The sequence below is a fragment of the Vicinamibacterales bacterium genome, from assembly GCA_035699745.1.
Lineage (GTDB): Bacteria > Acidobacteriota > Vicinamibacteria > Vicinamibacterales > 2-12-FULL-66-21 > JAICSD01.
This window is the reverse complement of sequence record DASSPH010000070.1, coordinates 39,541-62,284: the sequence shown is the minus strand read 5'-3', so window position 1 is coordinate 62,284 and position 22,744 is coordinate 39,541. Positions and strand designations below refer to the sequence as shown.

At 69.8% G+C, this 22,744-nt stretch carries 19 protein-coding genes; 12 read left to right on the top strand and 7 right to left on the bottom strand.

Translation table 11 applies throughout. The annotated features are described in order from the left end of the window. Nucleotides 1-44 precede the first annotated feature (44 nt). Genes VFK57_17060 through VFK57_17045 form a run of 4 tightly spaced genes read right to left on the bottom strand, consistent with a single transcriptional unit; the run spans nt 45 to nt 3,704 of the window. Nucleotides 45-947, bottom strand: coding sequence for a cation diffusion facilitator family transporter (locus tag VFK57_17060; GenBank protein ID HET7697428.1), 903 nt, complete (start codon nt 945-947; stop codon nt 45-47). Further along, nucleotides 917-1,609 carry a signal peptidase I gene (gene lepB, locus VFK57_17055; GenBank protein ID HET7697427.1) on the bottom strand — a complete coding sequence of 231 codons (693 nt, stop codon included), beginning with the start codon at nt 1,607-1,609 and terminating at the stop codon, nt 917-919. The genes VFK57_17060 and lepB overlap by 31 nt, the downstream gene beginning before the upstream one ends. Further along, entirely contained in the window at nt 1,606-2,388 is a 783-nt protein-coding gene (locus VFK57_17050; protein HET7697426.1) for a LytTR family DNA-binding domain-containing protein, read from the bottom strand. The genes lepB and VFK57_17050 overlap by 4 nt, the downstream gene beginning before the upstream one ends. After that, nucleotides 2,385-3,704 carry a histidine kinase gene (locus tag VFK57_17045; GenBank protein ID HET7697425.1) on the bottom strand — a complete coding sequence of 440 codons (1,320 nt, stop codon included), beginning with the start codon at nt 3,702-3,704 and terminating at the stop codon, nt 2,385-2,387. Before VFK57_17045 ends, VFK57_17050 begins: the two co-directional genes overlap by 4 nt. A 33-nt stretch (nt 3,705-3,737) precedes the next feature. Here VFK57_17045 and VFK57_17040 point away from each other — a divergent pair, with 33 nt between their 5' ends. The 4 genes from VFK57_17040 (at nt 3,738) to VFK57_17025 (ending at nt 7,528) form a co-directional block, all read left to right on the top strand. Continuing rightward, complete coding sequence (locus tag VFK57_17040) at nt 3,738-4,163, top strand: NADH-quinone oxidoreductase subunit I (GenBank protein HET7697424.1); 426 nt, start codon at nt 3,738-3,740, stop codon at nt 4,161-4,163. A gap of 97 nt (nt 4,164-4,260) precedes the next feature. Continuing rightward, nucleotides 4,261-4,929: a metallophosphoesterase gene (locus tag VFK57_17035; protein ID HET7697423.1), complete on the top strand. Its 669-nt coding sequence runs from the start codon at nt 4,261-4,263 to the stop codon at nt 4,927-4,929. A gap of 11 nt (nt 4,930-4,940) precedes the next feature. Next, on the top strand, nt 4,941-6,779 hold the full coding sequence (locus VFK57_17030; GenBank protein ID HET7697422.1) for a bifunctional homocysteine S-methyltransferase/methylenetetrahydrofolate reductase: 1,839 nt from the start codon (nt 4,941-4,943) through the stop codon (nt 6,777-6,779). 59 nt (nt 6,780-6,838) lie between these two features. Beyond that, nucleotides 6,839-7,528 carry a methyltransferase domain-containing protein gene (locus VFK57_17025; GenBank protein HET7697421.1) on the top strand — a complete coding sequence of 230 codons (690 nt, stop codon included), beginning with the start codon at nt 6,839-6,841 and terminating at the stop codon, nt 7,526-7,528. A gap of 205 nt (nt 7,529-7,733) precedes the next feature. Here VFK57_17025 and VFK57_17020 read toward each other — a convergent pair whose 3' ends face one another. The 3 genes from VFK57_17020 to VFK57_17010 are packed head-to-tail and all read right to left on the bottom strand — an operon-like array spanning nt 7,734 to nt 12,759. Next, nucleotides 7,734-8,828, bottom strand: a complete 1,095-nt coding sequence (locus VFK57_17020) for a hypothetical protein (protein HET7697420.1) — start codon at nt 8,826-8,828, stop codon at nt 7,734-7,736. Further along, nucleotides 8,825-11,209, bottom strand: coding sequence for an endopeptidase La (gene lon / locus VFK57_17015; protein ID HET7697419.1), 2,385 nt, complete (start codon nt 11,207-11,209; stop codon nt 8,825-8,827). The genes VFK57_17020 and lon overlap by 4 nt, the downstream gene beginning before the upstream one ends. Beyond that, the gene (locus tag VFK57_17010; protein ID HET7697418.1) at nt 11,209-12,759 is read right to left on the bottom strand and encodes a M28 family peptidase; all 1,551 of its coding nucleotides are present in this window, start codon (nt 12,757-12,759) and stop codon (nt 11,209-11,211) included. Before VFK57_17010 ends, lon begins: the two co-directional genes overlap by 1 nt. Nucleotides 12,760-12,848: 89 nt before the next feature. Between VFK57_17010 and VFK57_17005 the strand changes: the two genes are divergently transcribed. The 8 genes from VFK57_17005 (at nt 12,849) to VFK57_16970 (ending at nt 22,742) form a co-directional block, all read left to right on the top strand. Then, on the top strand, nt 12,849-14,126 hold the full coding sequence (locus tag VFK57_17005) for a beta-ketoacyl-[acyl-carrier-protein] synthase family protein (GenBank protein ID HET7697417.1): 1,278 nt from the start codon (nt 12,849-12,851) through the stop codon (nt 14,124-14,126). Between the two features lie 66 nt (nt 14,127-14,192). Beyond that, the gene (locus VFK57_17000) at nt 14,193-15,326 is read left to right on the top strand and encodes an NAD(P)/FAD-dependent oxidoreductase (protein HET7697416.1); all 1,134 of its coding nucleotides are present in this window, start codon (nt 14,193-14,195) and stop codon (nt 15,324-15,326) included. Further along, nucleotides 15,323-15,892 carry an isoprenylcysteine carboxylmethyltransferase family protein gene (locus VFK57_16995; protein ID HET7697415.1) on the top strand — a complete coding sequence of 190 codons (570 nt, stop codon included), beginning with the start codon at nt 15,323-15,325 and terminating at the stop codon, nt 15,890-15,892. The genes VFK57_17000 and VFK57_16995 overlap by 4 nt, the downstream gene beginning before the upstream one ends. 55 nt (nt 15,893-15,947) lie before the next feature. After that, a complete protein-coding gene (locus VFK57_16990; GenBank protein HET7697414.1) occupies nt 15,948-17,351 on the top strand; it encodes a mannosyltransferase family protein in 1,404 nt (467 codons plus the stop codon). 81 nt (nt 17,352-17,432) lie between these two features. Further along, complete coding sequence (locus tag VFK57_16985) at nt 17,433-20,000, top strand: tetratricopeptide repeat protein (GenBank protein ID HET7697413.1); 2,568 nt, start codon at nt 17,433-17,435, stop codon at nt 19,998-20,000. Then, nucleotides 19,997-20,818 carry a DUF4159 domain-containing protein gene (locus VFK57_16980; GenBank protein ID HET7697412.1) on the top strand — a complete coding sequence of 274 codons (822 nt, stop codon included), beginning with the start codon at nt 19,997-19,999 and terminating at the stop codon, nt 20,816-20,818. Before VFK57_16985 ends, VFK57_16980 begins: the two co-directional genes overlap by 4 nt. Continuing rightward, nucleotides 20,818-21,828 carry an AAA family ATPase gene (locus tag VFK57_16975; GenBank protein HET7697411.1) on the top strand — a complete coding sequence of 337 codons (1,011 nt, stop codon included), beginning with the start codon at nt 20,818-20,820 and terminating at the stop codon, nt 21,826-21,828. Before VFK57_16980 ends, VFK57_16975 begins: the two co-directional genes overlap by 1 nt. Nucleotides 21,829-21,830: 2 nt before the next feature. Continuing rightward, complete coding sequence (locus VFK57_16970; GenBank protein ID HET7697410.1) at nt 21,831-22,742, top strand: DUF58 domain-containing protein; 912 nt, start codon at nt 21,831-21,833, stop codon at nt 22,740-22,742. Nucleotides 22,743-22,744: the final 2 nt, after the last annotated feature.

The window sequence follows — 22,744 nt, the reverse complement described above, 5'->3', positions numbered from 1 at the left end:
GATCCAGCCCATGGCCCCGGGCGCGGTTCGCGCGCGGTGCGGGCTCAGGTATTCGCGTTGGGCGGCGGCTCGATGTGGATGATGGCATCGGCGATCTGCGGGAAACGCGCGATCAGCCGATCCTTCACCTCGTGCGACAGCGAATGCGCCTGCACCAGCGGCATCGCCTCCGGAAACCAGACGTGCAGGTCGAGAAAGACGTGATCCAGCGAGCCGCGGGTCCGGATGTGATGGCAGCCGATCACCTCGGGGACGCTCATCACCACCCGCCGGATGTCGTCCTCGTCCATGACCATGCGATCCGCGAGGATGCTCGACGTGTCCCGGGCGATGTCGAACGACGTCCGCGCGATCACGATGGCGATGGCGACGCCGGCGATCGGGTCCAGAACCGGATAGCCGAACGCGACCCCTGCGAGCGAGGCGAGCACGCCGACGGTGGCGTACACGTCGGTCCGCGTGTGGACCGCATCGGCGAGCAGCAGCTCGCTGCCCAGCGCCCGCCCGCGGCCCGCCTCGTAGCGCACCACCCACATGTTGACCAGCAGCGTCGCCACCATCACCGCGAAGCTGACCCACGTCACCGCCGGCGGCACCGGGTTGCCGAAGCGCGCCACCGCCGTGCGGCCGATCTCCATGACGGCGAAGACGAGGAAGATGAAGATCGCGGCGGCGGCGAGCGTCTCGAACTTGCGGTGGCCGTACGGATGCTCGGCGTCGGGCGGCTTGCCCGCGGCGCGCAGCCCGACGAGCCCGATGATGTTCGACGCGGAGTCGGTGAGAGAGTGAAAGCCGTCCGAGAGGACGCTGACCGCGCCGGTGGCGTAGCCGAGCACGAGCTTCGCCGCCGCCACGGCCAGGTTGAGAACCAGGACCCGCGTCAGTACCCGCGAGACTTCCTGGTGGCGCGCCGGGATCAGAACACCTTCGCGTGCCCCATCGGCCACCAGCGCAGCTGGACCTTGCCGATGATGTACTTCTTGGGCACCAGTCCCCAGTGCCGGCTGTCGGAGCTGTTGTTGCGGTGATCGCCCATGACGAAGTAGTAGCCCTCGTCGATGATCTTCGGGCCCCAGTCGTCGTGGCTGCGGTAGTCGGGCGGCACGAAGCTGTCGTCCAGCGGGACGTCGTTGCGATAGACGCGGCCGTCCACGATCCGGACCTGATCGCCTTCTTCGGCGATGATCCGCTTGACGAAGGATTTCTCCGGCTTGAGCGGATAGTAGAGCATCACGATGTCGCCGACCTTGGGATCGCCGAGCCGGTAGGCGAGCTTGTTGACGATCAGCCGATCCTGGTCCTGCAGCGTCGGCGCCATGCTCATGCCTTCCACGCGGGCGACCTGGAAGCCGAAGGTCACGATCAGCGTCGCGTAGACGGCGGCCGACGCCAGCGTCTTCAGCCAGGCGACCAGTTCCTCGCCGACGCGATTCAGCCACACCGACGCGTTGTCGACGGGCGGCGGCGGGGCGGCGGACGGACCGAGGCTCGGATCGGCAGCCGTGCCAAGCACCGGGTCCGCGGGATGGAACACGTCAGCGTCCGGCGGCGCGTCGTGGGCCGGCGGCGGCGGTGCGTCGAATCGCGGATCGTGATTGCTGTCGTTCATAGCTTCAGATACTCGCGGAGCCGCCGCGTCTGCGACCGGCTCACAGGGATCTCACTGCCCTTGCCGTCCTTCATCCGGAGGATGTAGTTGCGGCTGAACCAGGGCACGATCTCCTTGATTTTATTGATGTTCACCAGGTGCGACCGGTGCACCCGCCAGAACACGGCCGGATCCAGCCGGGTCTGGAGTTCATCCAGTGTCCGATAGTTGGACGTTCCTGACAAGCTGTTCGTTACAACCCGGATCTGGTCGTCCTCGACCGAGGCATGGACCACCTCGTCTGCATGCACCAGCAGGAACCGCTCGTCCACCTTGATGGCCAGCTGTTCCCGCCGCCCCTGCCGGTCCCCCAGCATCTGGAGGAGCTGATCCAGGTCGGCGCGCTGCGGCCCCTTTTCCGCCGCCAGGCGCTTCCGGACGCGGTCGACCGCGGTCGCCAGCCGCCCCGGCTCGACCGGCTTCAGCAGGTAGTCCACCGCGTTGACTTCGAAGGCGTCGAGCGCGTACTGGTCGAACGCCGTCACGAACACGATGTGGCAGTCCATCCCGGCCTGGACGACCCGCCGCGCGACCTCGAACCCGGTCAGTCCGGGCATCTGGACGTCGAGCAGCACCAGCTCCGGCTGGTACTCCTCTATTACGGTCAGCGCGTCGACACCGTTTCCCGCCTGCGCGACCACCTCGACCCCGCCGAGCTGATCGAGCAGAAAGCAGACCTCGTCGCGCGCGAGCTGTTCGTCGTCCACCACGATCGCGCGCAGCGGCGCCGCCGACGTCATGCGGTGATCCGGTCTGCGACGGTGGTCTCGGGAATCACCACGCGCGCGCACGTCCCCTGGCCCGGCACGCTGTCGAGCTGCAGCTGGTAGTTGGCGCCGTAGATCACCCGCAGCCGCTCGTTGACGTTGCGCAGGCCGATGCCGGTGCCGCGGACCCGCCCCGCCTCCGTCGCGGGGATGCCGATGCCGTTGTCGATGACGTCGATGATCGCGTGGTCGCGCTCGCGGAGGCTGCGGATGGTGATCCGTCCCTCGCCCAGCTTCTGCGCGAGGCCGTGCTTGATGGAATTCTCGACCAGCGGCTGCAGAATCATGCTCGGAACCACCAGCCCGAGCGTCGCCGGATCGATGTGCTTCTCGATCGTCAGCGACGGACCGAAGCGGATGCTCTCGATGTCGAGGTACTCGTCGATGGCCTCGAGCTCCTCGCGCAGCGTGACGAAGTGATCCTGGCTGCGCAGCAGCCGCCGCAGCAGCCCCGACAGCTTGAGGATGAGCGTCCGCGCCGTCTCCGGCTGCGATCGCGTGAGCGAGGAGATCGAGCTCAGCGTGTTGAACAGGAAGTGCGGATTGATCTGGCTGGAGAGCGCGTCGAGGCGCGATGCCATGAGCAGCTTCTCCTGCTCCTGCAGGCGATGCTCGATGCGCGCGCTGTTCCAGATCTTGATCGGGATCGCGACCGACAGCACCGCGCAGATCAGCACCGCGACCCACATGCCCGTGGTGTGCGCCGGGATCACGAACAGCCGCAGCGGCCAGCGGTAGCCGACCGCCTGCTGAATCAGCGCGAGTCCGATCGGCGTGGCCAGGAGAATCACCACCCAGTCGATCTCGAAGCGGCGGACCAGCCGCCACACGTGGCGGTGCAGGCCGGTGAAGAACAGCGGCGAGAAGTGCCAGATCGCTTCCTTGGGGCAGATCTCGCGGAGCCCGCCGCCGGCGAACCCGCAGCCGATCGCGAAGGGGAGCGCGCCCCATTCGCCGGCGAACAGCGGCGGGATGCCGAGCATGACGCCGACGATGGCGCCCGCGTACGGGCCGGCGAGGAGCCCGGCGAGAAACGCGCCCGACAGGGTCAGGTCGGCGCCGTTGTTGTTGAGCACGAGCCGCCACACCACGCCCAGCGTCAGCGGCAGCCCCAGGCTGGCGGCGAAGATCAGCCGCTCCGGCCAGTCCCGCTTCTCGGTCAGGAGGATGCGCCTGAACCACGGAAACCGCACCAGCATCGTCGACAGGACCGCCCCGACGGCGAGCTGCGCCATCAGCGTGAAGAGCAGGTCACGCTCCGACGCGAGGTGGGGAGATTGCGGCGGCACTGTCTGCTTAGCAGTTTACGATATGATTCAAGGATGATCCGTCCGTTGATCCACGGCTTCGCCACCACCTTCAAGCACATCTTCCGGAAGCCGGTGACCGTCAATTACCCCGACCAGAAGATCCCGGTGTTCCCGAAATGGCGCGGCAAACAGGTGCTCATGCGCGACGAGAACGGCCTCGAGAAGTGCGTCGCCTGCGGGCTGTGCGCGGTGGCCTGTCCGGCGGACGCGATTTACCTCGAGGCGGCTGAGAACGACGGCACGGTGCAGGCCGGCCCGCGCTACGCCAAGGTCTACCAGATCCACAAGACGCGCTGCATCTTCTGCGGCTACTGCGAAGAAGCCTGCCCGGTGTCCGCGATCTTCATGGGCAAGGACTACGAGCTCGCGGTCTACAGCAACAAGGACTTCATCTGGGACAAGGCCGACTTGCTCGTCCCCGCGCAGACGAGCGAGTAAATCTGGAAATCTGGAAATCTGGAAATTTGGAAATCTTGTCGATTCCCAAATTCCCAGATTTCCAAATTCCCAAATTTCCAAATTTCCAAATCCTCCCATGATCGGGGTTCTGGGCGACATCCACGGCGCCTTCGATTCAGCCCGCGCCGTCATCAGCCGCCATCCTGACATCCTCGCGTGGCTGTGCGTCGGCGACATCGCCGATGAACACGGGCGCTACGAGCCGCTTGGCGCCGACGTCCACTGGATTCACGGCAACAACGACAACTTCGACGCCATTGCCGCCGGCGATCTGCCGCGAGGCCTGCACCACATCGCCAATGCGTCAGCCGCGAGTGTGGGGCCGCTGCGCATCGCCGGCCTGGGCGGCACCTTCGCGCCGACGTGGTACGACACGGCGGCCGCCGATCTTCCGCATCCCAGGAAAGGCAGTGCCAAAGCCACCGAGCTCGCCGACAAGCGGCGGCATTTCGTCCGCGAGGAGGTCGACGCGTGCAAGGCGCTCCGCGGCATCGACATTCTCCTGACCCACGAGGCGGCCAGGCCGTTCCGTCCGTTTCCGCACGGGCGCGGACCCGATGCGGGCAAGCCGCAGATCAACGAAATCCTGGCGGCCATGAAGCCGCGGCTGCACCTCTTCGGGCACCATCACCGCTTTTCGGAGCAGGTCCGGGAGGGGGTCCCCTCGATCGGGCTGGATCTCGTCACCCGGGGCTACCTGCTGATTGAGACCGCGTCGCTTCGAATCAATACGGTAAAATATTGACAGATCGACACATGCGGACCCCCTTCCTCGAAGAGTTGGACCAGCACGTTCTCGTCTGCGATGGCGCGATGGGGACGATGCTGTACGCGCGCGGCATCTTCCTCAACCGGTCGTTCGACGAGCTGAATCTCACCCAGCCCGATCTCGTCGCGGAAGTGCACAAGGAATACGCGCGCGCCGGCGCCGACGTCATCGAGACCAACACCTTCGGCGCCAATCGGGTCAAGCTCGCCGCCTTCGGCCTTGCCGATCGCGTGCACGCGATCAACGTGCAGGGCGCGAAGATCGCCCGGCACGCGGCGCGCGATCAGGCCTACGTCGCGGGCGCGATCGGGCCGCTCGGCGTCCGCGTCGAGCCGTGGGGGAAGACCGGCGTCGACGAGGCGGAGCAGTACTTCCGCGAGCAGGCCCAGGCGCTGCTCGACGGCGGCGTCGACCTGTTCGTGCTCGAGACCTTCCGCGACGTGAACGAGATCGGCGCCGCGATCCGCGCGGTGCGCGGCGTGTGCGACCTGCCGATCGTCGCCCAGATGACGACCGAGGAGGACGGCGACAGTCTCGACGGCGTGGCGCCGGAGATCTTCGTCCCCGAACTCGAGGCGCGCGGCGCCAACGTCGTCGGCCTCAACTGCAGCGTCGGGCCGGCGGCGATGCTCGAGGCGCTCGAGCGGATGGCGCAGGTCGCGCACGTCAAGCTCGCCGCGCAGCCGAACGCCGGCAAGCCGCGGGAAGTCGAAGGGCGCAACCTGTATCTGTCGTCGCCGGAATACATGGCGTCGTACGCACGGCGCTTCATCAACACCGGCGTGCGCCTGGTCGGCGGCTGCTGCGGCACGACGCCGGATCACATCCGCGCGATCAAAGCGGCGGTGCGCTCGCTGGCGCCGGGCGCGGCGGTCACGGCCAGGGGAAGCGCGCCGGCGCCGGCCGCTCCCGCGGTGCCGCGCGTTGCCCGCGGCGAGAAGTCGCGCATGGCGCACACGCTCGCCCGCGGCGGCTTCGTGGTCAGCGTCGAGTTGACCCCGCCGCGCGGCTATCAGACGGACGTGCTCTGCGCGCAGGCGCGCAATCTGAAGAAGCACGGCGTCGATCTCGTCAACATTCCCGACCAGGCGCAGGCCAACGCCCGGATGAGCGCGCTGGCGGCGGCGTTCCTGATCGAGCAGCAGTGCGGCGTCGAGACGATCCTGCACTACGCCTGCCGCGATCGAAACCTGATCGCGATGCAGACCGACCTGCTGGGCGCGCACGCGATGGGCGTCCGCAACCTGCTGCTCGTCACCGGCGATCCCCCGCGCGTCGGCGACTACCAGGACGCGACCGCCCTGGCGGACGTCGATTCGATCGGGCTGACCAACATGGTCAACAGTCTGAACGGCGGGCTGGACATCGGCGGCCAGCCGATCGGCCAGCCGACGGCGTTCCACATCGGCGTCGCCGTCAATCCCGGCGCGCCGAACGTCGACGAGGAGCTGCGCCGCTTCGCCTACAAGGTCGACGCCGGCGCCGAGTTCGCGATCACCCAGCCGGTGTTCGACGTCGCCGAGCTGCGCGCCTTCCTCGCGCGGATCGGCGAGCCGCGCATTCCGGTGATCGCCGGCGTCATGCCGCTGGAGAGCGTGCGCCACGCCGAGTTCATGGCCAACGAAGTGCCCGGGGTGCGCGTTCCCGACGCGGTCGTCGAACGGATGCGGCGCGCCGACACCGCCGGGCGCGCTGCCGACGAAGGGCTGGCCATCGCGCGCGAGATCGCCGCCGAGGTCCGATCGTTGGTACAGGGCGTGCAAATTTCGACCGCGCCGAAGGCCGTCGGCATGGCGCTGGCCGTGATCGACGCCGTCGGCGCCTGAGATCGCGGCTGGTCCATTTTCTTGCCCGTCCGGTCTGACACGGGATATAGTCCGAGCCTATGGCCTTATTCGACCGAAAGCCCGATAGCGATAACGTCACAGGAGACGCGGCGACACGGGCACTCTCGGTCGCGGCCGTCGAAAACGCCTTCGTCGAGAACGTCTACGACAAGCTCGCGAAGGTCTACGACCTCTTCTTCGGGCCGACGCTCCATCCGGGGCGGCTGCAGGCGATCAACCGCATGAACATCCAGGCGGGGGAGCGCGTGCTCGAGGTCGGCGTCGGCACCGGCATCAACCTCTCGCTGTATCCGCGCGAAGCGGACGTGACGGGAATCGATTTCTCGTCGTCGATGCTCGAAAAGGCGCGGGAGCGCGCCGCGCGGCCCGACGCGGCCCCCGTCCGGCTCCTGCAGATGGACGCCGCGGACCTGCGCTTCGCCGACGATTCGTTCGACATCGTCTACGCGCCGTATCTCATCAGCGTCGTCCCGGATCCGGTCAAGGTCGCGCAGGAGATGCGCCGCGTCTGCCGTCCCGGCGGGCGGATCATCTTCCTGAATCACTTCCTCAGCCCCAACCCGATCCTGTCCCGCATCGAACGCCTGATTTCCCCGGCCACCATTCACATCGGCTTCAAGTCGGACCTCGACCTGCCGGCGTTTCTCGCGCAGGCCGGGCTGGAGCCGGTCTCGATCGAGAAAGTGAACTGGCCGCGCATCTGGTCGCTCGTCACCTGTGTGAAGTGAGCGGCGCGGTCATGATGACCGCATGCGCACCCGACGCGACTTTCTCTGGTCGTCGTCCGCCGCGCTCGCCGCCACACAGACTCCGGCTCCCCTCGAGTCGCTGACATCGATGCGCGCCGCCGCGGCGCCGATCTCCACATCACCGAGAACGGCGCGGAACTCTTCACCCCGCAGTCAGAGGTCGCTGGGCACGCCGTTCTGAATCTCAGCCGCCGCGGGGGAAGCCGGCAATCATCGCCGCAATCACCTCGGCGCCGTCGGTGCGCGGGCGCTCCGCCGGCGGCGGCGCGTTCGCCGCCCGTTCGACGGCAGCGGACCACCGGCCGGCGAGCACCGACGAATTGTCCAGATACGCGCAGCGCACGTACTTCGGCATCTCGCGCACGAACACGTCGTACTCGGGAAATACGCCGCGCTCGGTATAGACGAGCGGCGTGCCGTTCGCGATGCACTCCGACACGATGCCGTAGCCGGGCTTGGTGACGACGACGTCGACGGCGCGGACGAGATCCTGATAGCTGAGCCCCGCGTCGTAGACCTCGGCGCCGCCCAGTCCGCGGACGATTTCCCATCCCTCCGGCAGGCTCACGCTATCGAGGTCGAGGCCGGGCAGACCATAACCGCCGAACGACGGCAGGGCGAGCCGCTTGTCCGGCGGAAGCTTCAGTCGCGCGCGCGTCTCCGCCGGCGCCTTCGACGAGTGCCGCGCCACGAACGGCACGTCGGTGAGGCCTCGCGCCGCCGACGTGTCGGGCCGCGACGCGCCGGCAAACGTCTCGAACCCCCCGTGCAGCGGCAGCCGCCACGCGGCAGCGGCGTGACGATAGGCCGCCCGCAGCGTCGGAATCAGATCGGGTGCGGCCGCGAGGTGCTCGCGATAGCCCTCGTAGATCCAGTCCCACGTGAAGTTCGAGACGACGACTGCCGGCAGGTCCGCTCTGGCGGCAGCGGCGCACGCCAGCGGAGGCGCATCGCTGATCACCAGATCGACGCGCCGCGCGCGCAGCAGCCGGGCCTCGGCATCGGCGCGCGCCTCCAGCGTGAGGTAGAACTCGCGCGCCGCGGCGATCGTCGCGGCGGCGTCGAGGCGCAGGCTGTCGATCTGGATGACGCCGGTATCGGTGGGATCCGGGATCAGGTCGAAGCGGGCTGCGATCGTGCGTTCGAGCAGCCAGCGCGCCGCCGTGGAGCGGACGAGGACCCGCGCGTCCGGGCGGCGCGCCGCGAGGGCGTTGATGATCTCGATCTGACGGGAGGCGTGACCGAAGCCGTGACCGCTGATATAGAAGGCGACCGTCACGCCCTGGCCGCGGCGGGCGCGCTGCCCGCGTCGGCGACGCTGCCCACCGCGCCCGGACCGGCGACGTCGGGCAGCGCCACCTTCAGCACGTCGTCCAGCGTGCTCGCGGCGACGAACGTCATGTCCTTGCGCACTTCCTCCGGCAGCTCGACGAGATCCTGCATGTTGCCCTGAGGCAGGATCACCGTCTTGATGCCGCTGCGGCGCGCGGCGAGGGACTTCTCGCGCACGCCGCCGATCGGGAGCACCAGCCCGGACAGCGTGATCTCGCCGGTCATCGCCACATCGGCGCGGACCGGCACGCCGCGTGCGGCCGAGACCAGCGCGGTCGCCATCGTGACGCCGGCCGACGGTCCGTCCTTCGGGATGGCGCCGGCGGGCACGTGAATGTGAATGTCCTGGTGACTGAGCGTCTCCGGCGTGATCCCCAGCGCCGCCGCCTGCTGCCGCACGTGGCTGAGCGCCGCCCGCGCCGACTCCTGCATCACGTTGCCCAGTTGTCCGGTCAGGGTGAGATGTCCCTTGCCGCCGGGCAGCAGCACGGCTTCGATGTAGAGCACGTCGCCGCCGACCTCCGTCCAGGCGAGTCCGGTGGCGACGCCGGGACGCGACAGGCGGAACGATCCTTCCGAGCGGTTGCGCGCCGGACCGAGATAGTCGGGCACGTCCTTGACGCGAACGTGACCGACGTACGAGGCGTCCGTCGCGACGCGAGCCGCCACCTTGCGCGCCAGCGTTCCGATCTGGCGCTCGAGCGAGCGAACGCCGGCCTCGCGCGTGTATTCGGCAATCACCCGCCGCAGCGCGTCGTCGTCGATCGCCAGCTGGTCCGGCTTGAGACCGTGCTCCTCCCGCTGCCGCGGCACCAGGTACATCTTGGCGATGTGGATCTTCTCTTCCTCGGTGTAGCCGCTCAGGTGAATGATCTCCATGCGATCGAGCAGCGCCGGATGGATCGTCCCGAGCTGGTTGGCGGTGGCGATGAAGAGGACGTTGGAGAGATCCAGCGGCACCTCGAGGTAATGGTCGCGGAACGTGTGGTTCTGCGCCGGATCGAGCACCTCGAGGAGCGCGGCGGCGGGATCGCCCTGGATGCCGACCGAGACCTTGTCGATCTCGTCCAGCATCAGCACGGGGTTGATCGATCCCGCGGTCTTGAGTGCCTGCACCAGGCGTCCGGGCATCGATCCGATGTAGGTCCGGCGGTGCCCGCGGATCTCGGCCTCGTCCCGCACGCCGCCGAGCGAGATGCGCACGAACTTGCGGTTCATCGAGCGGGCGATCGACTGGCCCAGCGACGTCTTGCCGACGCCGGGCGGGCCGACGAAGCAGAGGATGGGACCCTTCATGTCCCCCTTCAGCTTCCGCACGGCCAGGTACTCGACGATGCGCTCCTTGACCTTGTCGAGATCGTAGTGATCCTCGTCGAGCACGCGCCGCGCCTCGACCGGATCGAGGCGGTCGTCCGTGCGCCTGGCCCACGGCACCTCGAGGAGCCAGTCGAGGTACGTGCGGATCATCTGGTACTCGGGCGCGGCGGGAGTCATCCGCTCGAGACGATCGACCTCGCGGTTCGCCACCGCGGCGATCGCGTCGGGCAGACCGGCGTCGGCGACGCGCTTGCGCAGCTCGGCGGCCTCGCCGTCCCCTTCGCCGAGCTCGCTCTGAATCGCCTTGAGCTGCTGGCGCAGGACATACTGCCGCTGCGCGTCGGTCATCTCTTTCTCGGCGCGCGACTCGATCTGCCCCTTCAGTTCGAGGACGTCGATCTCGCGCGCGAGCGCGTTCGACACCGCGTCGAGCTTGACGGCGACGCTGTTCTCTTCGAGCAGCCGCTGCTTGTCCTCCGGTTTCATGTCGAGCAGGCTGGCGAGCAGATACGCGATGCGCAGCGGATCGTCCAGCGACGTGACCAGCGTCCGGATGTCGGGCGAGAGGCCAGTGGCGAGCGAGAGCGCCTTGTCGACCAGTTCCTGCAGCCTGCGGACGTGCGCGTCGATCTCGAGCGAGCGCTCGGATGGTTCGGGGAGCGGCTTGATCAGCGCGGTCAGATGCCCCTTGCCGTTCTGCAGGAACTCGGCGCGGGCGCGCGCCACCCCCTCGACGAGCACGCGCATGCCGCCCTGGCCCTTCGCCATCTGCCGGACGATGCCGACCGTGCCGGTGCGGTGGAGGTCGTCCATACCCGGCTCGTCGTGGTCGTTCTTCTGGAGGAGAAGCAGGACCATGCGGTCGCCCGCGAGGGCCTTGTTCACCGCCTCGACCGACGGCGGCCGGCTGACGCCGAGCGGCGCCACGGTGAGCGGCAGCACGACCGCGCCGCGGAGCGGCACGACCGGCAGTTCGTTGGGGAGCGGGGGAGTCTGCGTCGTTTCAGCCATCAGCGTTTCTTCAAAGCCGGCTCGGCAGCGTCGTCGGCGACGATCCACGCGGCGCGCGCCGCCAGACGGGCCACCCGGGTCAGCTTGCCAAAATCGATCCGCGCCGCGTCGTCGTCCGGCGTGTGGTAGTCGGGGTGCAGACCGGTGGTGAGGAACAGCGCGGGAATTCCGCGCGACAGGAACGGCCACTGGTCCGACCGCTGCACCAGATTGTGAATGCCGTAGTCGTAGTCTTCCTTCAACGTCAGCCCGATCGCCTCGTTCGCCTCGCGCAGGTCGGCGGCCAGGTCGGGCGAATAGCTGTAGCCGAGCACGTGCAGCGTGTTGACGCTGCTCGCCGCCGAAACCTTCGGCATGCCGGCGAAGCGCCAGTCCGCGGGATTGGGCACCTCTTCGTTGCGGCCGACCATGTCGAGATTCAGGTTGGCGACGACGCGGCGGGCCGGCTGCGGCGCGGCGACGAAGGCGAACGCGCCGAGCGAGCCCTTCTCTTCCCCGTTCCACAGTGCGAACAGGACGGAGCGCGCCGGCCGCTCGCCGGCCGCGGCGGCGCGGGCCATGGCGGCGGCCGCGGCGATCACCGCCGCGGTACCCGAGGCGTTGTCGTCCGCGCCGTTGTAAATCCGTCCCTGCGCGTCGGTCCCGTCGTGATCGAGATGCGCGCCGACGACGATCATCTCGCCGCGCCTGGCCGGGTCGCGTCCCTCGACCAGCCCGAGCACGTTGCGCACCGTGACCGTCCGCTCTTCCACGTCGGGCGCCAGCGTGGCTTCGAGGGTGGCTCCGCGCGCGAGCGCATCGCGCAGCGGCTGCGCCGCTTTCGCCGACAGCGTGGCGAGGGGCGGAGCGCTGCGCAGGTCCGAGGCGAGCCGGTAGGTCGCACTCCGCGAGCCCCGCTCGGGCCACACCTGGTCGGCAGCCGCGGGATTCTCGGTGACCACGAGGAGACCGCGGGCGCCGTGCGCGGTCGCGTTCTGTACTTTGGACGCGAACACCGTCTGACGGTCCCCGCGCAGCGGTTCCGGCGCGCCGTCCAGAATCATGACGATGGCGCCGCGGGCATCGACGCCGGCATAGTCGTCGTGGCTGCGCTCCGCGCTGGTGATGCCGTAGCCGGCGGACACCAGCGGTCCGCTGGCGGCGCGGCTCCCGGTGTCGGGCAGCGGATAGAAGTCCGACCCGCCGCGGATCTCCTGCAGCGTCGAGCCGTCCCCGCGCGTGACGAGCAGACGCGAGCGCGGGCCGAGCGACGGCTGCGCGATCTCCACCGGCTGGTAGCAGCTGCCGTCGGCCCCCGCCGGGGTGACGCCGTTCCTGCGCAGCGCGTCGCAGATGAACTCTTCCGCCTGCCGGTTGCCCGCTTCACCCACGCCGCGCCCTTTGAGCCTGTCGCTGGCGAGCGTTTCGACGTAGGTCCGGAGATCCGCGGTCGAGACGGCGTCGATCGCGCGGACCACCGCGTCGGGCACGCGGGCGGGCGCCGGCCGCGCCGCCGGCGCCGCGCATGCGCACCAGATCGCCAGAAGCGCGGCTGTTCGACGTAGCGGCATCCCATCAAGAATAGCGCAGCCGCGGGGGTATGATCCGAGGTGGTGACTGGCGACTGCCGGTTGGCGAGTCACTGACTGTCGAGTGGTGATTGACGAATCGAGTGGCGATCAGCGGCATCGGCGTCGTGTCCCCGTACGGCGTCGGCCGCGAGCGGTTCTGGGCCGGCGTGTCGCGGGGCTGCAGCGCGACACGCGCGATCACGGCGTTCGACGCCTCGCCGTTTCCCTGCCAGGTGGCGGCCCCGGTGCCCGCCGGCTGCTCCATCGACGATGCCGTGCCGCTCGCCGCGCACGCGGGGAACGGCAACGGGCACGGCAACGGCCGCCCCGATCCGCGGCGCTATTCGCGCGCCTCGCTCATCGCCGTCCTCGCGGCGCACGAAGCGTGGGCGGACGCGGGGCTGCGGCTGAACGAACCCGGCGCCGGCGTGCTCGTGGGCAGCGGCGCCGGCGGCATCGACGTCGCCGAGCGCCAGTATTACGAGTTCTTCACGGACGGCTGGAAACGGGTGACGCCCTACGCCATCCCGGTGTCGATCGTCGGGATGATTTCCAGCGAGATCTCCATCGCGCTCGAGCTGCACGGCATGAGCCACGTGCTCTCGACCGGCTGCACGAGTTCGACCGACGCGATCGGCTACGCGGCATCGCTCATCCGATCGGGCGATGCGGACGTCGTCCTGTCCGGCGGCGCCGACGCGTGCGTCACCCCCGGCATGATCTTCGGCTTCGGCCGGATGCGCGCGGTGCCGACGAGCTACAACGATCGCCCCGCGGAAGCGTCGCGGCCGTTCGATCTCGGTCGGGAGGGGTTCGTGCTCGGCGAGGGGGCGTGGATGGTGGTGCTCGAGCGCGAGGAGCGCGCGCGGGCGCGCGGCGCGCCGATCTACGCCACGGTCGAGGGCTACGGCTCGACGTGCGACGCCTATCACCGCGTGCAGATGGATCCGGACGGCGAGCAGATCGTGCGGGCCATGCAGCTGGCGATCGACCGTTCGGGACGCGCGCTCGACGAGATCGGCTACGTGAACTACCACGGGACGTCCACGGTGCTGAACGACGCGGTCGAGGCACGATGCGTCCGCCGCCTGTTCGGCGCGCGCGCCGACGCCGTGCCCGGTTCGTCGACCAAGTCGATGATCGGCCATCCGCAGGGCGCGAGCGGCGCGTCCGGGGTGGTGACCAGCGCGCTGGCGCTGTCACGCGGTTTCCTCCCCCCGACCATCAACCAGCACACGCCCGACCCGGCGTGCGACCTGGACTTCATCCCGAATACCGGCCGCGCGGCCGCGCCGGCGGCAGCGCTGTGCAACTGTCTCGGCTTCGGGTCGAAGAACAGCGCCATCGTGCTGGGCGCTCCCCGCTGATGCCGCGGTCAACGGCCCATCGCCCAGGTACCAACGCCCAATGAACGGCCACCTCCCCCCTCGCAAATGTTCGACGTGATCGTTGCCGGGGCGGGACCCGCCGGGTCGGTGGCGGGAGCGGTTCTCGCCCGCGGCGGCGCGCGCGTGCTGATCGTCGATCGCGCGCGGTTCCCGCGCGGCAAGCTGTGCGGCGACACGATCAACCCCGGCGCGCTCGCGGTCTTGCGCCGGCTCGGGCTGACGGCGTCGTTCGAGCAGACCGCGCTGCCGATCGACGGCATGGTGGTGACCGGGCAGCACGGCGTCCGCGTGCGGTGCGAGTACGGGAGCGGCGCGCGCGGATTGTCGCTCCTGCGGCGCGATCTCGACGCGGCGCTCGCCGCCGCGGCCGCGCAGGCCGGCGCGCGGATCGAGGAAGGGGTTGTCGTCCGTGGTCCGCTGCTCGGCGCGGACGGCACGGTCCGCGGCGTCGTCATCGCGGGACGGAACGGCCGCGACGTCCGCGTGCCGGCGCCGCTGGTGATCGCGGCGGACGGCCGGCGATCGCGCGTCGCGCTGGGCGCCGGGCTGCTGCGCCATCCGCGGCGGCCGCGGCGCTGGGCGATCGGCGCCTACTTCACCGGCGTCGCCGGCCTGTCGCGGTTCGGCGAGATGCACGTCCGCCCGGCGCGCTACATCGGCGTGGCGCCGCTGCCGTCGGGCGACGCGAACGTCTGCCTCGTCGTCGAACGCGACGCGGCGCACGACGATTCCGCCTCGCTGCTGCTCGAGGCGGTGACGCGCGATCCCGAGCTGCGCGACCGCTTCGACGCCGCGCGGATGATCGCGCCGCCGGCCGTGCTCGGTCCGCTTGCGGTCGATGCACGCGGCGCCGGCGCGCCGGGGCTGCTGCTCGCCGGCGACGCGGCGGGGTTCATCGATCCGATGACGGGCGACGGACTCCGCTTCGCGGTCCGCGGGGGAGAGCTGGCGGCGACGGCTGCCCTGGCGGCGCTGGCCGGGACGGCCGGCGCGCCGCACCTGACGCTCGCGCGGCTGCGCCGCCGCGAATTCGCGGCGAAGTGGCGCTTCAACCGTACCTTGCGGGCGCTGGTCAGCCGTGACCTCACCGTGGCGCTCGCCGGCCGCGTCGCGCACGCCGCGCCGTGGATCCTCCAGCGGACGATCGCGTTCGCCGCGGACCTGCCGGCCATCCGATGATCGCTGTTGCCGGCGCCGTCATCTTCGCGGCGATGATCGTCGAGGCGCTGCTCGCCTCGACGAACGAGCGCGCGCTCCGCGCCGCGGGCGCGATCGAGCCGGCCGGCGACGTCTACCGGATCATGCAGCTTGCGTATCCCGCCTGCTTTCTCGCCATGCTCGCCGAAGGGGCGGCGCGATCGGTCGGCGCCGATGCCGGGTTCGCCATCGGCACGGCGGTCTTCGCCGCCGGCAAGGCGCTCAAGTACTGGGCCATCGTCACGCTCGGCCCCCGCTGGACGTTTCGCGTGCTGGTCCCGCCGGGGGGTGCGCGCATCCGCCGCGGGCCCTATCGCTGGCTGGCGCATCCCAACTATGCCGGCGTGGCCGGCGAGCTGCTCGGCGTCGCCATCGCGATGAGCGCGCTTCTCACCGGCCCGTTCGCCGTGGCGGGGTTCTGCCTGCTGATGCGGCGGCGCGTCCTCGTCGAGGAGGCCGCGTTGCGGCAGAGTAGAATGAGCGGCACGGAGGCCCCGGCGAGCGAACGAGCGGCAGCGAGTGACCACGCGAACGGAGCGCGCCGGTGAGGCCCGCACGAGTGCGTGCAGGAGAGCCCGAGGGGCGGGGCCCTTCCGAGAAGAGATGAAGCGCCGCCTCACCGCCGCCGCCGACGCCGCTGCCGTCGTCGCGCTGTGCCTCGCGTCGTTCGTCGCCGTGTTCGGCGGCTTCAACCTGCAGCTCGGCCCGCTGCCGATCAGCGTGCACGGGGCCGGCCGGCTGCTCTTCATCGCGCTCGCGCTGGTCGCGATCCGCCACGCCGCCAACCCGGCGGATCCGCTGCATCGGCGGCTGCTTCGCGGCTATCGCGCCCGCCGGGACGGCACGGCGGCGGCGATCGTCCCCGCCGCCGTCGCTACCCGCGTCGCGGCGCTGTTGGTCGGCTACATGGCGGTGAACACGATCGGCGTGGCGCCGGAACTGGCGGGTTTCACGCTCTCGCCGCGGCCGCTGCTGAACCTGCCCGCGCGCTTCGACGCCGGCTGGTACGGCGGTATCGCGCTCGACGGCTACTCGTTCCAGGGGCGGTGGGACCGCCAGCAGAACATCGCGTTCTTTCCGGCGTTTCCGATGCTCGCCAGGATCGCGGGCTATCCGCTGGGCGCGTTCGCGCCGCGCGTGCCGCACGACGTGCGGATCGCACGCCTGCTGTGGGCCGGCGTGTTGATTTCATTCGCCGCGTTCGGCTGGGCGGCGGTGTATCTGTGGCGGCTGACCGCCGAGACCGTCGGCGAAGCGCGGGCGCCGGCGGCCGTGGCGCTGCTCGCGTCCTATCCCTTCGCGGTGTTCTTCAGCGCGCCGTACACCGAATCGCTGTTCCTGCTTGGCTGTCTCGGGTGCGTGTACCACTTCCGCCGCCGCGAGCTGTCGATCGCCGCCGCGTGGGGACTGCTCGTCGGCCTGACGCGCCCGAATGGATGCCTGTTGAGCGTCGTGCTCGCGGTGATGCTGATCGAGCGGTACCGCGAGCTGGCGAGAGCGCCGCGCGCCGACGCCGCCAGGGCGGTGCTTGCCGCCGCCGCACCCGGCTTCGGCATGCTGCTGTATTCCGCGTACATCCACCAGCTCACCGGGGACTTCTTCGGGTGGGCGCGGCTGCAGGAAACGTGGGGCCGGTCGTTTGCCGGCCTCGCGCCCGTCGGGCGCGCCTACGGCTGGCTGATCGACGAGGGGCTGCTGACGGTGGTGCAGAACGTGCCCTACGACACGATGAACAGCCTCGGCCTGATCTTCGCGCTCGCGATGGTGTGGCCGGTGGCGCGGCGCCTCGGATGGGCGCTCGCGCTCTTCGTCGTCATCACCGTGATTCCGCCGCTGCTCGCCGGCGGCGTGCTGTCGATGGGACGCCTGACGTCGACGCTGTTTCCCCTGTTCATCGCGCTCGCGGCGATGGTCCCGCCGCGCGCCGTCCCGCAGGTCGTCACCGCGTTCGCGATTGGCCAGGGGCTCGCCGCGGCGCTGTTCTTCACCTGGCGGCCACTCTTCTGATCGAGGCGTCTTAACCGGCACGGACCCTGCTTCACCGCGCCCGGAGAGCCGTCTGCCGTGGTCTATAATCGAGCGAATTCGATGATTCGTCGCCTTCCCTCAGCGCTGCTGATCGCACTGGCGCTGCTCGTCTGTTTCGCGACCGCCGGCTCGGCCATCCGCCGCGCCCAGTCCGCCGCCGCGCCGCAGGAGTTCCCGCTGTCGGCGGCGGCCGCGATCGCGCACGGCAAGCGCGACGAGGCCGCCAGGCTGGCGAACGCCCGCGGGGCGGCTGACGCGGCCGCTGCGGCCGTGCTGGCGCAGCTCGCGGCGGCGCGCGGCCAGTACAAGGAGGCGCAGGCGCTGCTCGAACCGATCGCGACGCGCGAGCCGGCCGGCGAGGCGGCGCTCGAGCTGGCGCTGCTGTATCGCAGCATCGGCCGGTCGGCCGACGCGCAGCCGCTGCTGAACGCCGTATTCCGCGCCGGGCAGACGGCTTCGGAACCCTACGCGCTCTTTCGCGCCGGGCGCGCCGCGCACGCGCTGAACCGGCCGCGCGACGCCAACGTCTTTTTCCGCGAAGCGGAGCGCGCCGGCGCGCACAAGGCGATCGTCGAGACCGCGTGGGGGCGGCTGTTCCTCGAGAAGTACAACAGCCCCGAGGCGCTGAAGTCGTTCGAAGCGGCGATCGAGATCGATCCGGAATGGGCCCCGGCGCACGCCGGCCTCGCCCGCGTGCTCGAGAACGAGGATCCGCCAAAGGCCGCGATGGCGGCCGCCAGGGCGCTGGCGATCGATCCCGATCTCGCCGACGCGCGGCTGCTCCTCGCCGGGCTCCACCTCGACGACGATCGCGACAAGGAGGCGCGCGCCGAGATCGACAAGGTGCTGGCCTTCAACCCCTCGCACCTCGACGCGCATGCGATGCTCGCCGCCGTGGCGTACGTCAAGGACGACAAGGCGGCGTACGACCGCCAGGTGGCCACGGTTCTCGCGATCAATCCGGCGTACGGCGAGGTGTATCGCCTCGCCGGGCAGCACGCGGCGAGTCATTACCGCTTCGACGAGGCCGCGGCGCTCGCCGAGAAGGCGCTCGCGCTCGATCCGTCGAACAGCCGCGCCGCCGCCGACCTCGGCATGCACCTGCTGCGCACCGGCGACGAAACCGGGGCGCGCCGCGCGCTCGAGCGATCGTGGAAGGCCGACCCCTTCGACGTCGTCACCTTCAACCTGCTGAAGATGCTCGACAACCTCGAGCAGTTCGTCGCGGTCAAGGAAGGGGACATCGTGCTCAAGATGCACCGGGACGAGAGTCCGGTGCTCCGCGAGTACGCCATGCCGCTGGCGCAGGACGCGCTGAAGACGCTGTCGGCCAAGTACGGCGTGACGCCGGCCGGTCCGATCCTGGTCGAGATCTTCCCCGATCACGACGACTTCGCGGTGCGCAATCTCGGGCTGCCCGGGATGATCGGCGCGCTCGGCGCCTGCTTCGGCCGGGTGGTCACGATGGATTCGCCGCGCGCGCGCGATCCCGGGACGTTCAGCTGGCAGGCGACGCTCTGGCACGAGATGGCGCACGTGGTCACGCTGCAGCTCTCCAAACAGCGGATCCCGCGCTGGCTGACCGAGGGGATCTCGGTGCACGAGGAAGCGAAGAAGCGCGCCGAGTGGGGGCGCGACATGGAAGTGACGTTCGCGCGCGCCATGGATCGCAACAAGGTCCTCAAGCTGCGCGACCTGAACTCCGGGTTCACCCGTCCCGACACCATCGCGCTGGCCTACTACCAGGCGTCGCTGCTCGTCGACCACATCGTCGCGACGAAAGGGCAGGGGGCGCTCAACGCGCTGGTGAAGTCGTATGCCGGCGGCATCGACAACGACGCGGCGCTGCAGCGGGCGCTCGGGGTGAACATCGACACCCTGCAGGTCAGCTTCGACAACGCGCTCGAGGATCGGTTCGGCGCCATGCGGCGCGCGCTCCACGATCCCGGTGCGCCAAAAACGCCGGCGGGCGTGGCGGTGCTGGAGAAGCCGGCCGAACGCAGTTCGATCGACACGCTCAAGGCGGCCGCGGCGGCCCGGCCCGACAGCTTCGTCGCGCAGCTCGCGCTGGGCAAGGCGCTCGCGGCCGGCGGCGACGCCGCCGCCTACGCGCCGCTGCAGCGGGCGGCGGTGCTGGCGCCGACGGCGATCGGCCCGGAGAGTCCGCACGCGGTGATGGCGCAGCTGGCGGAGAAGCTGAACGATCGGCCGCGCGCGATCAAGGAGTACGAAGCCGTGCTCGCCGCCGATCACACCAACGTCGACGCGGCGCGCAAGCTGGTCGACCTGGCGGCGGCCGCCGGCGACGACCGGGCGCTCAACCTCGGGCTCGAGCGTGTCGTGGCGCTGGATCCGTTCGACGCGGCGGCCCATACCGGCGCCGGACGGCTGGCGATGAAGCGCAAGGACCACGCGATTGCCATGCGCGAGTTCCGCGCCGCGCTGCAGACCGGCGCGGCCGACAAGGCGGCGGCGCACTGCGATCTCGGCGAGAGCTATCTGCTCGCCGGGATGCGGGCCGAAGCCAAGAAGGAAGCGCTCGCCGCGCTCGAGATCGCACCCAGCTACGAGCGCGCGCAGGAGCTGCTGCTGAACGCGGTCGGAGGGCAGTCAGGCAGCAGGCAATGAGGAAGGTGTGCGGCGCGGCGGCCCTCGGGCTGCTCGGCGCAGCCCTCTGGCTCGCTGCGCCTGCCGGCCTGGCCGGGCTGGCGCCGGTGGGCGTCGCCGCCCAGCCGCCGCCCGTTCCCGCGGCGCCCGACGCACGGTTCGCCGGGCTGCAGTGGACCTTCGTCCGCATCAAGTACACCGCCTGGACGCTGCCGCGGGTCGGCCTCAGCTACATCGACGAGCCGTGGTATATCGACGCGCCGGCGGCGGAGTGGAATCTCTCGCGGCGGGTCCGCACCGCCACCAACATCCAGGTCAACGATCCCATCGACTTGACGATCGAGGATCCGGAGCTGTTCAACCATCCGTGGATCTACATCGTCGAGCCGGGCAACATGCGGCTGAAAGAGACCGAGGTGCCGATCCTGCGCGAATACCTGCTGCGCGGCGGCACGCTGACGTTCGACGATTTCCACGGGCCGATCGAGTGGGCCCACACCGAGCGCGAGATGAAGCGCGTGTTTCCCGAGCGCAGGATCATCGACCTGCCGAAGGAGCACCCGATCTTCAGCTGCTTCTACAAGCTCGACGGCTATCCGGCGATGCCCGGACTGGGTTCGTTCCTGCAAGGGCGGACGTGGGAGAAGGGCGGCTACGTGCCGACGCTCCGCGCGATCGAGGACGACCACGGCCGCGCCATGGTGCTGTTCAACTGGAACGTCGACATGGGCGACGGCTGGGAGTGGTCGAACGCCGCCGATTATCCGGGCTTCGTGAAGTACACGGCGATGGCGTACCGGATGCAGATCAACGAAATCATCTACTCCCTGACCCACTGATGCATATGACCCCGCAGGCGGAGCTGACCGCCGTCGCCGAACGCGTCGCCGCCGGCCGGGCGCGCATTCTCGCCGAGATTCGCAAGGTGATCGTCGGCCAGGACGCGGTCATCGATCAGGTGCTGATGGCGCTGTTCACCGGCGGGCACTGCCTGATCACCGGCGTGCCCGGGCTCGCCAAGACGCTGCTCATCAAGACGCTGGCGCAGATCCTGGATCTCTCGTTCAAGCGCATCCAGTTCACCCCCGACCTGATGCCCGCGGACATCACCGGAACCGAGGTGCTGGACGAGGAGCACGGCCATCGCAGCCTGCGCTTCGTCAAGGGGCCGATCTTCGCGCAGATCCTCCTGGCGGACGAGATCAACCGCACGCCGCCGAAGACCCAGGCGGCGCTGCTCGAGGCGATGCAGGAGTATCACGTCACCGCGGCGGGGCGCACCTATCCGCTCGAGCGGCCGTTCTTCGTGCTCGCGACGCAGAACCCGATCGAGCTGGAGGGCACGTACCCGCTCCCCGAGGCGCAGCTCGATCGCTTCATGTTCAACATCGTCGTCTCGTACTTGAGCGAAGACGACGAGGTGCGCGTCGTCACCCAGACGACCGGCACCGAGCGTCCGGCGCCGGCGCGGGTGCTGAACGGCGCCGAGATCCTCGAGTACCAGCAGCTGGTGCGGCAGGTCGTCGTCGCGGAAGACGTCGCGCGCTACGCGGTCAGGCTGGTGGACTCGTCGCGGCCGGGGCGGCAGCAGGACCTGCCGTTCGTGAAGGACTGGGTGAAGTGGGGCGCCGGGCTCCGCGCCTCGCAGTCGCTGATTCTCGCGTCGAAGGCGCGGGCGCTCATGAGCGGCCGGTACCACGTGTCGGTGGCGGACATCCGCGCGCTGGCGCACCCGATTCTCCGGCACCGGGTGATCCCGAACTTCTACGCGGAATCCGAGAAGGTGACCTCCGACGTGCTGGTCGATCGGTTGATCGAGGCGGTGCCCGCGCCGCACAGCGGTATGTAGCCATGCCGCCTGCTTCCGCCTCCCGCGATCTGCGCTTTCTCGATCCCGCCGTCATCGCGCGGCTCGGGTCGATGGAGCTGAAGGCGCGTACGGTGGTGGAAGGCTTCCTCTCCGGCCTGCACCGCAGCCCCTACAAGGGATTCAGCGTCGAGTTCGCCGAGTACCGCGAGTACTTGCCGGGGGACGATCTCTCGACGCTCGACTGGAAGGTCTACGCGCGCTCGGACCGGCACTACGTCAAGAAGTTCGAGGAAGAGACCAACGTCGAGTGCCACATCCTCCTCGACGTCAGCGCCTCGATGGCGTACCGCGGCGGCGCGGCGATGAGCAAGGTCGAATACGGCAGCGTGCTCGCCGCGTCGCTCGCCTACCTGATGCACCGGCAGCGCGATGCCACCGGGCTGATCGAGTTCGACGAGCGCATCAAGGGGCGGCTGCCGGCGAGCGCCCGGCCCGGGCACCTGCACGCCATCCTTCTCGCGCTCGAGAAAGTGGCGCCCGGATCGAAGTCCGATCTCGGCCGTCCGCTGCACCAGCTCGCCGAGGCGCTGGGCAAGCGCAGTCTCGCGGTCGTGATCTCGGACCTGCTCGACGAGCCCGACACCGCGATCCGCGGACTGAAGCACCTCCGGTTCCGCGGCACCGACGTGATCGTCTTCCAGGTGCTCGATCCCCACGAGATCCGCTTTCCGTTCCGCGGCGCCTCGCGCTTCACCGACGTCGAGAGCCAGGACGAAATCACGGCGGACCCGGCGCGCGTCCGCGAGGGATATCTCGAGGCGATGGAAGCGCTGCGCGCGCGGTATGAGAAGGAGCTGCGCGGCGCCGGCATCGACTTCCTCACCCTGGATACGTCCAAGCCGCTCGACTTCGCGTTGCTGGCGTACCTCGACGCCCGCGGCAGGCGGAAGTGAGC

Bases quoted from the DNA above. Each gene is read 5' to 3' on its own strand.
- VFK57_16995 (HET7697415.1), top strand. From the start codon at position 15,323: ATGATCGCTGTTGCCGGCGCCGTCATCTTCGCGGCGATGATCGTCGAG.
- VFK57_17040 (HET7697424.1), top strand. From the start codon at position 3,738: ATGATCCGTCCGTTGATCCACGGCTTCGCCACCACCTTCAAGCACATC.
- lepB (HET7697427.1), bottom strand. From the start codon at position 1,609: ATGAACGACAGCAATCACGATCCGCGATTCGACGCACCGCCGCCGCCG.
- lon (HET7697419.1), bottom strand. From the start codon at position 11,209: ATGGCTGAAACGACGCAGACTCCCCCGCTCCCCAACGAACTGCCGGTC.
- VFK57_17050 (HET7697426.1), bottom strand. From the start codon at position 2,388: ATGACGTCGGCGGCGCCGCTGCGCGCGATCGTGGTGGACGACGAACAG.
- VFK57_16980 (HET7697412.1), top strand. From the start codon at position 19,997: ATGAGGAAGGTGTGCGGCGCGGCGGCCCTCGGGCTGCTCGGCGCAGCC.
- VFK57_17010 (HET7697418.1), bottom strand. From the start codon at position 12,759: ATGCCGCTACGTCGAACAGCCGCGCTTCTGGCGATCTGGTGCGCATGC.
- VFK57_17030 (HET7697422.1), top strand. From the start codon at position 4,941: ATGCGGACCCCCTTCCTCGAAGAGTTGGACCAGCACGTTCTCGTCTGC.
- VFK57_17025 (HET7697421.1), top strand. From the start codon at position 6,839: ATGGCCTTATTCGACCGAAAGCCCGATAGCGATAACGTCACAGGAGAC.
- VFK57_16990 (HET7697414.1), top strand. From the start codon at position 15,948: ATGAAGCGCCGCCTCACCGCCGCCGCCGACGCCGCTGCCGTCGTCGCG.
- VFK57_16975 (HET7697411.1), top strand. From the start codon at position 20,818: ATGCATATGACCCCGCAGGCGGAGCTGACCGCCGTCGCCGAACGCGTC.
- VFK57_17035 (HET7697423.1), top strand. From the start codon at position 4,261: ATGATCGGGGTTCTGGGCGACATCCACGGCGCCTTCGATTCAGCCCGC.
- VFK57_16970 (HET7697410.1), top strand. From the start codon at position 21,831: ATGCCGCCTGCTTCCGCCTCCCGCGATCTGCGCTTTCTCGATCCCGCC.
- VFK57_16985 (HET7697413.1), top strand. From the start codon at position 17,433: ATGATTCGTCGCCTTCCCTCAGCGCTGCTGATCGCACTGGCGCTGCTC.
- VFK57_17000 (HET7697416.1), top strand. From the start codon at position 14,193: ATGTTCGACGTGATCGTTGCCGGGGCGGGACCCGCCGGGTCGGTGGCG.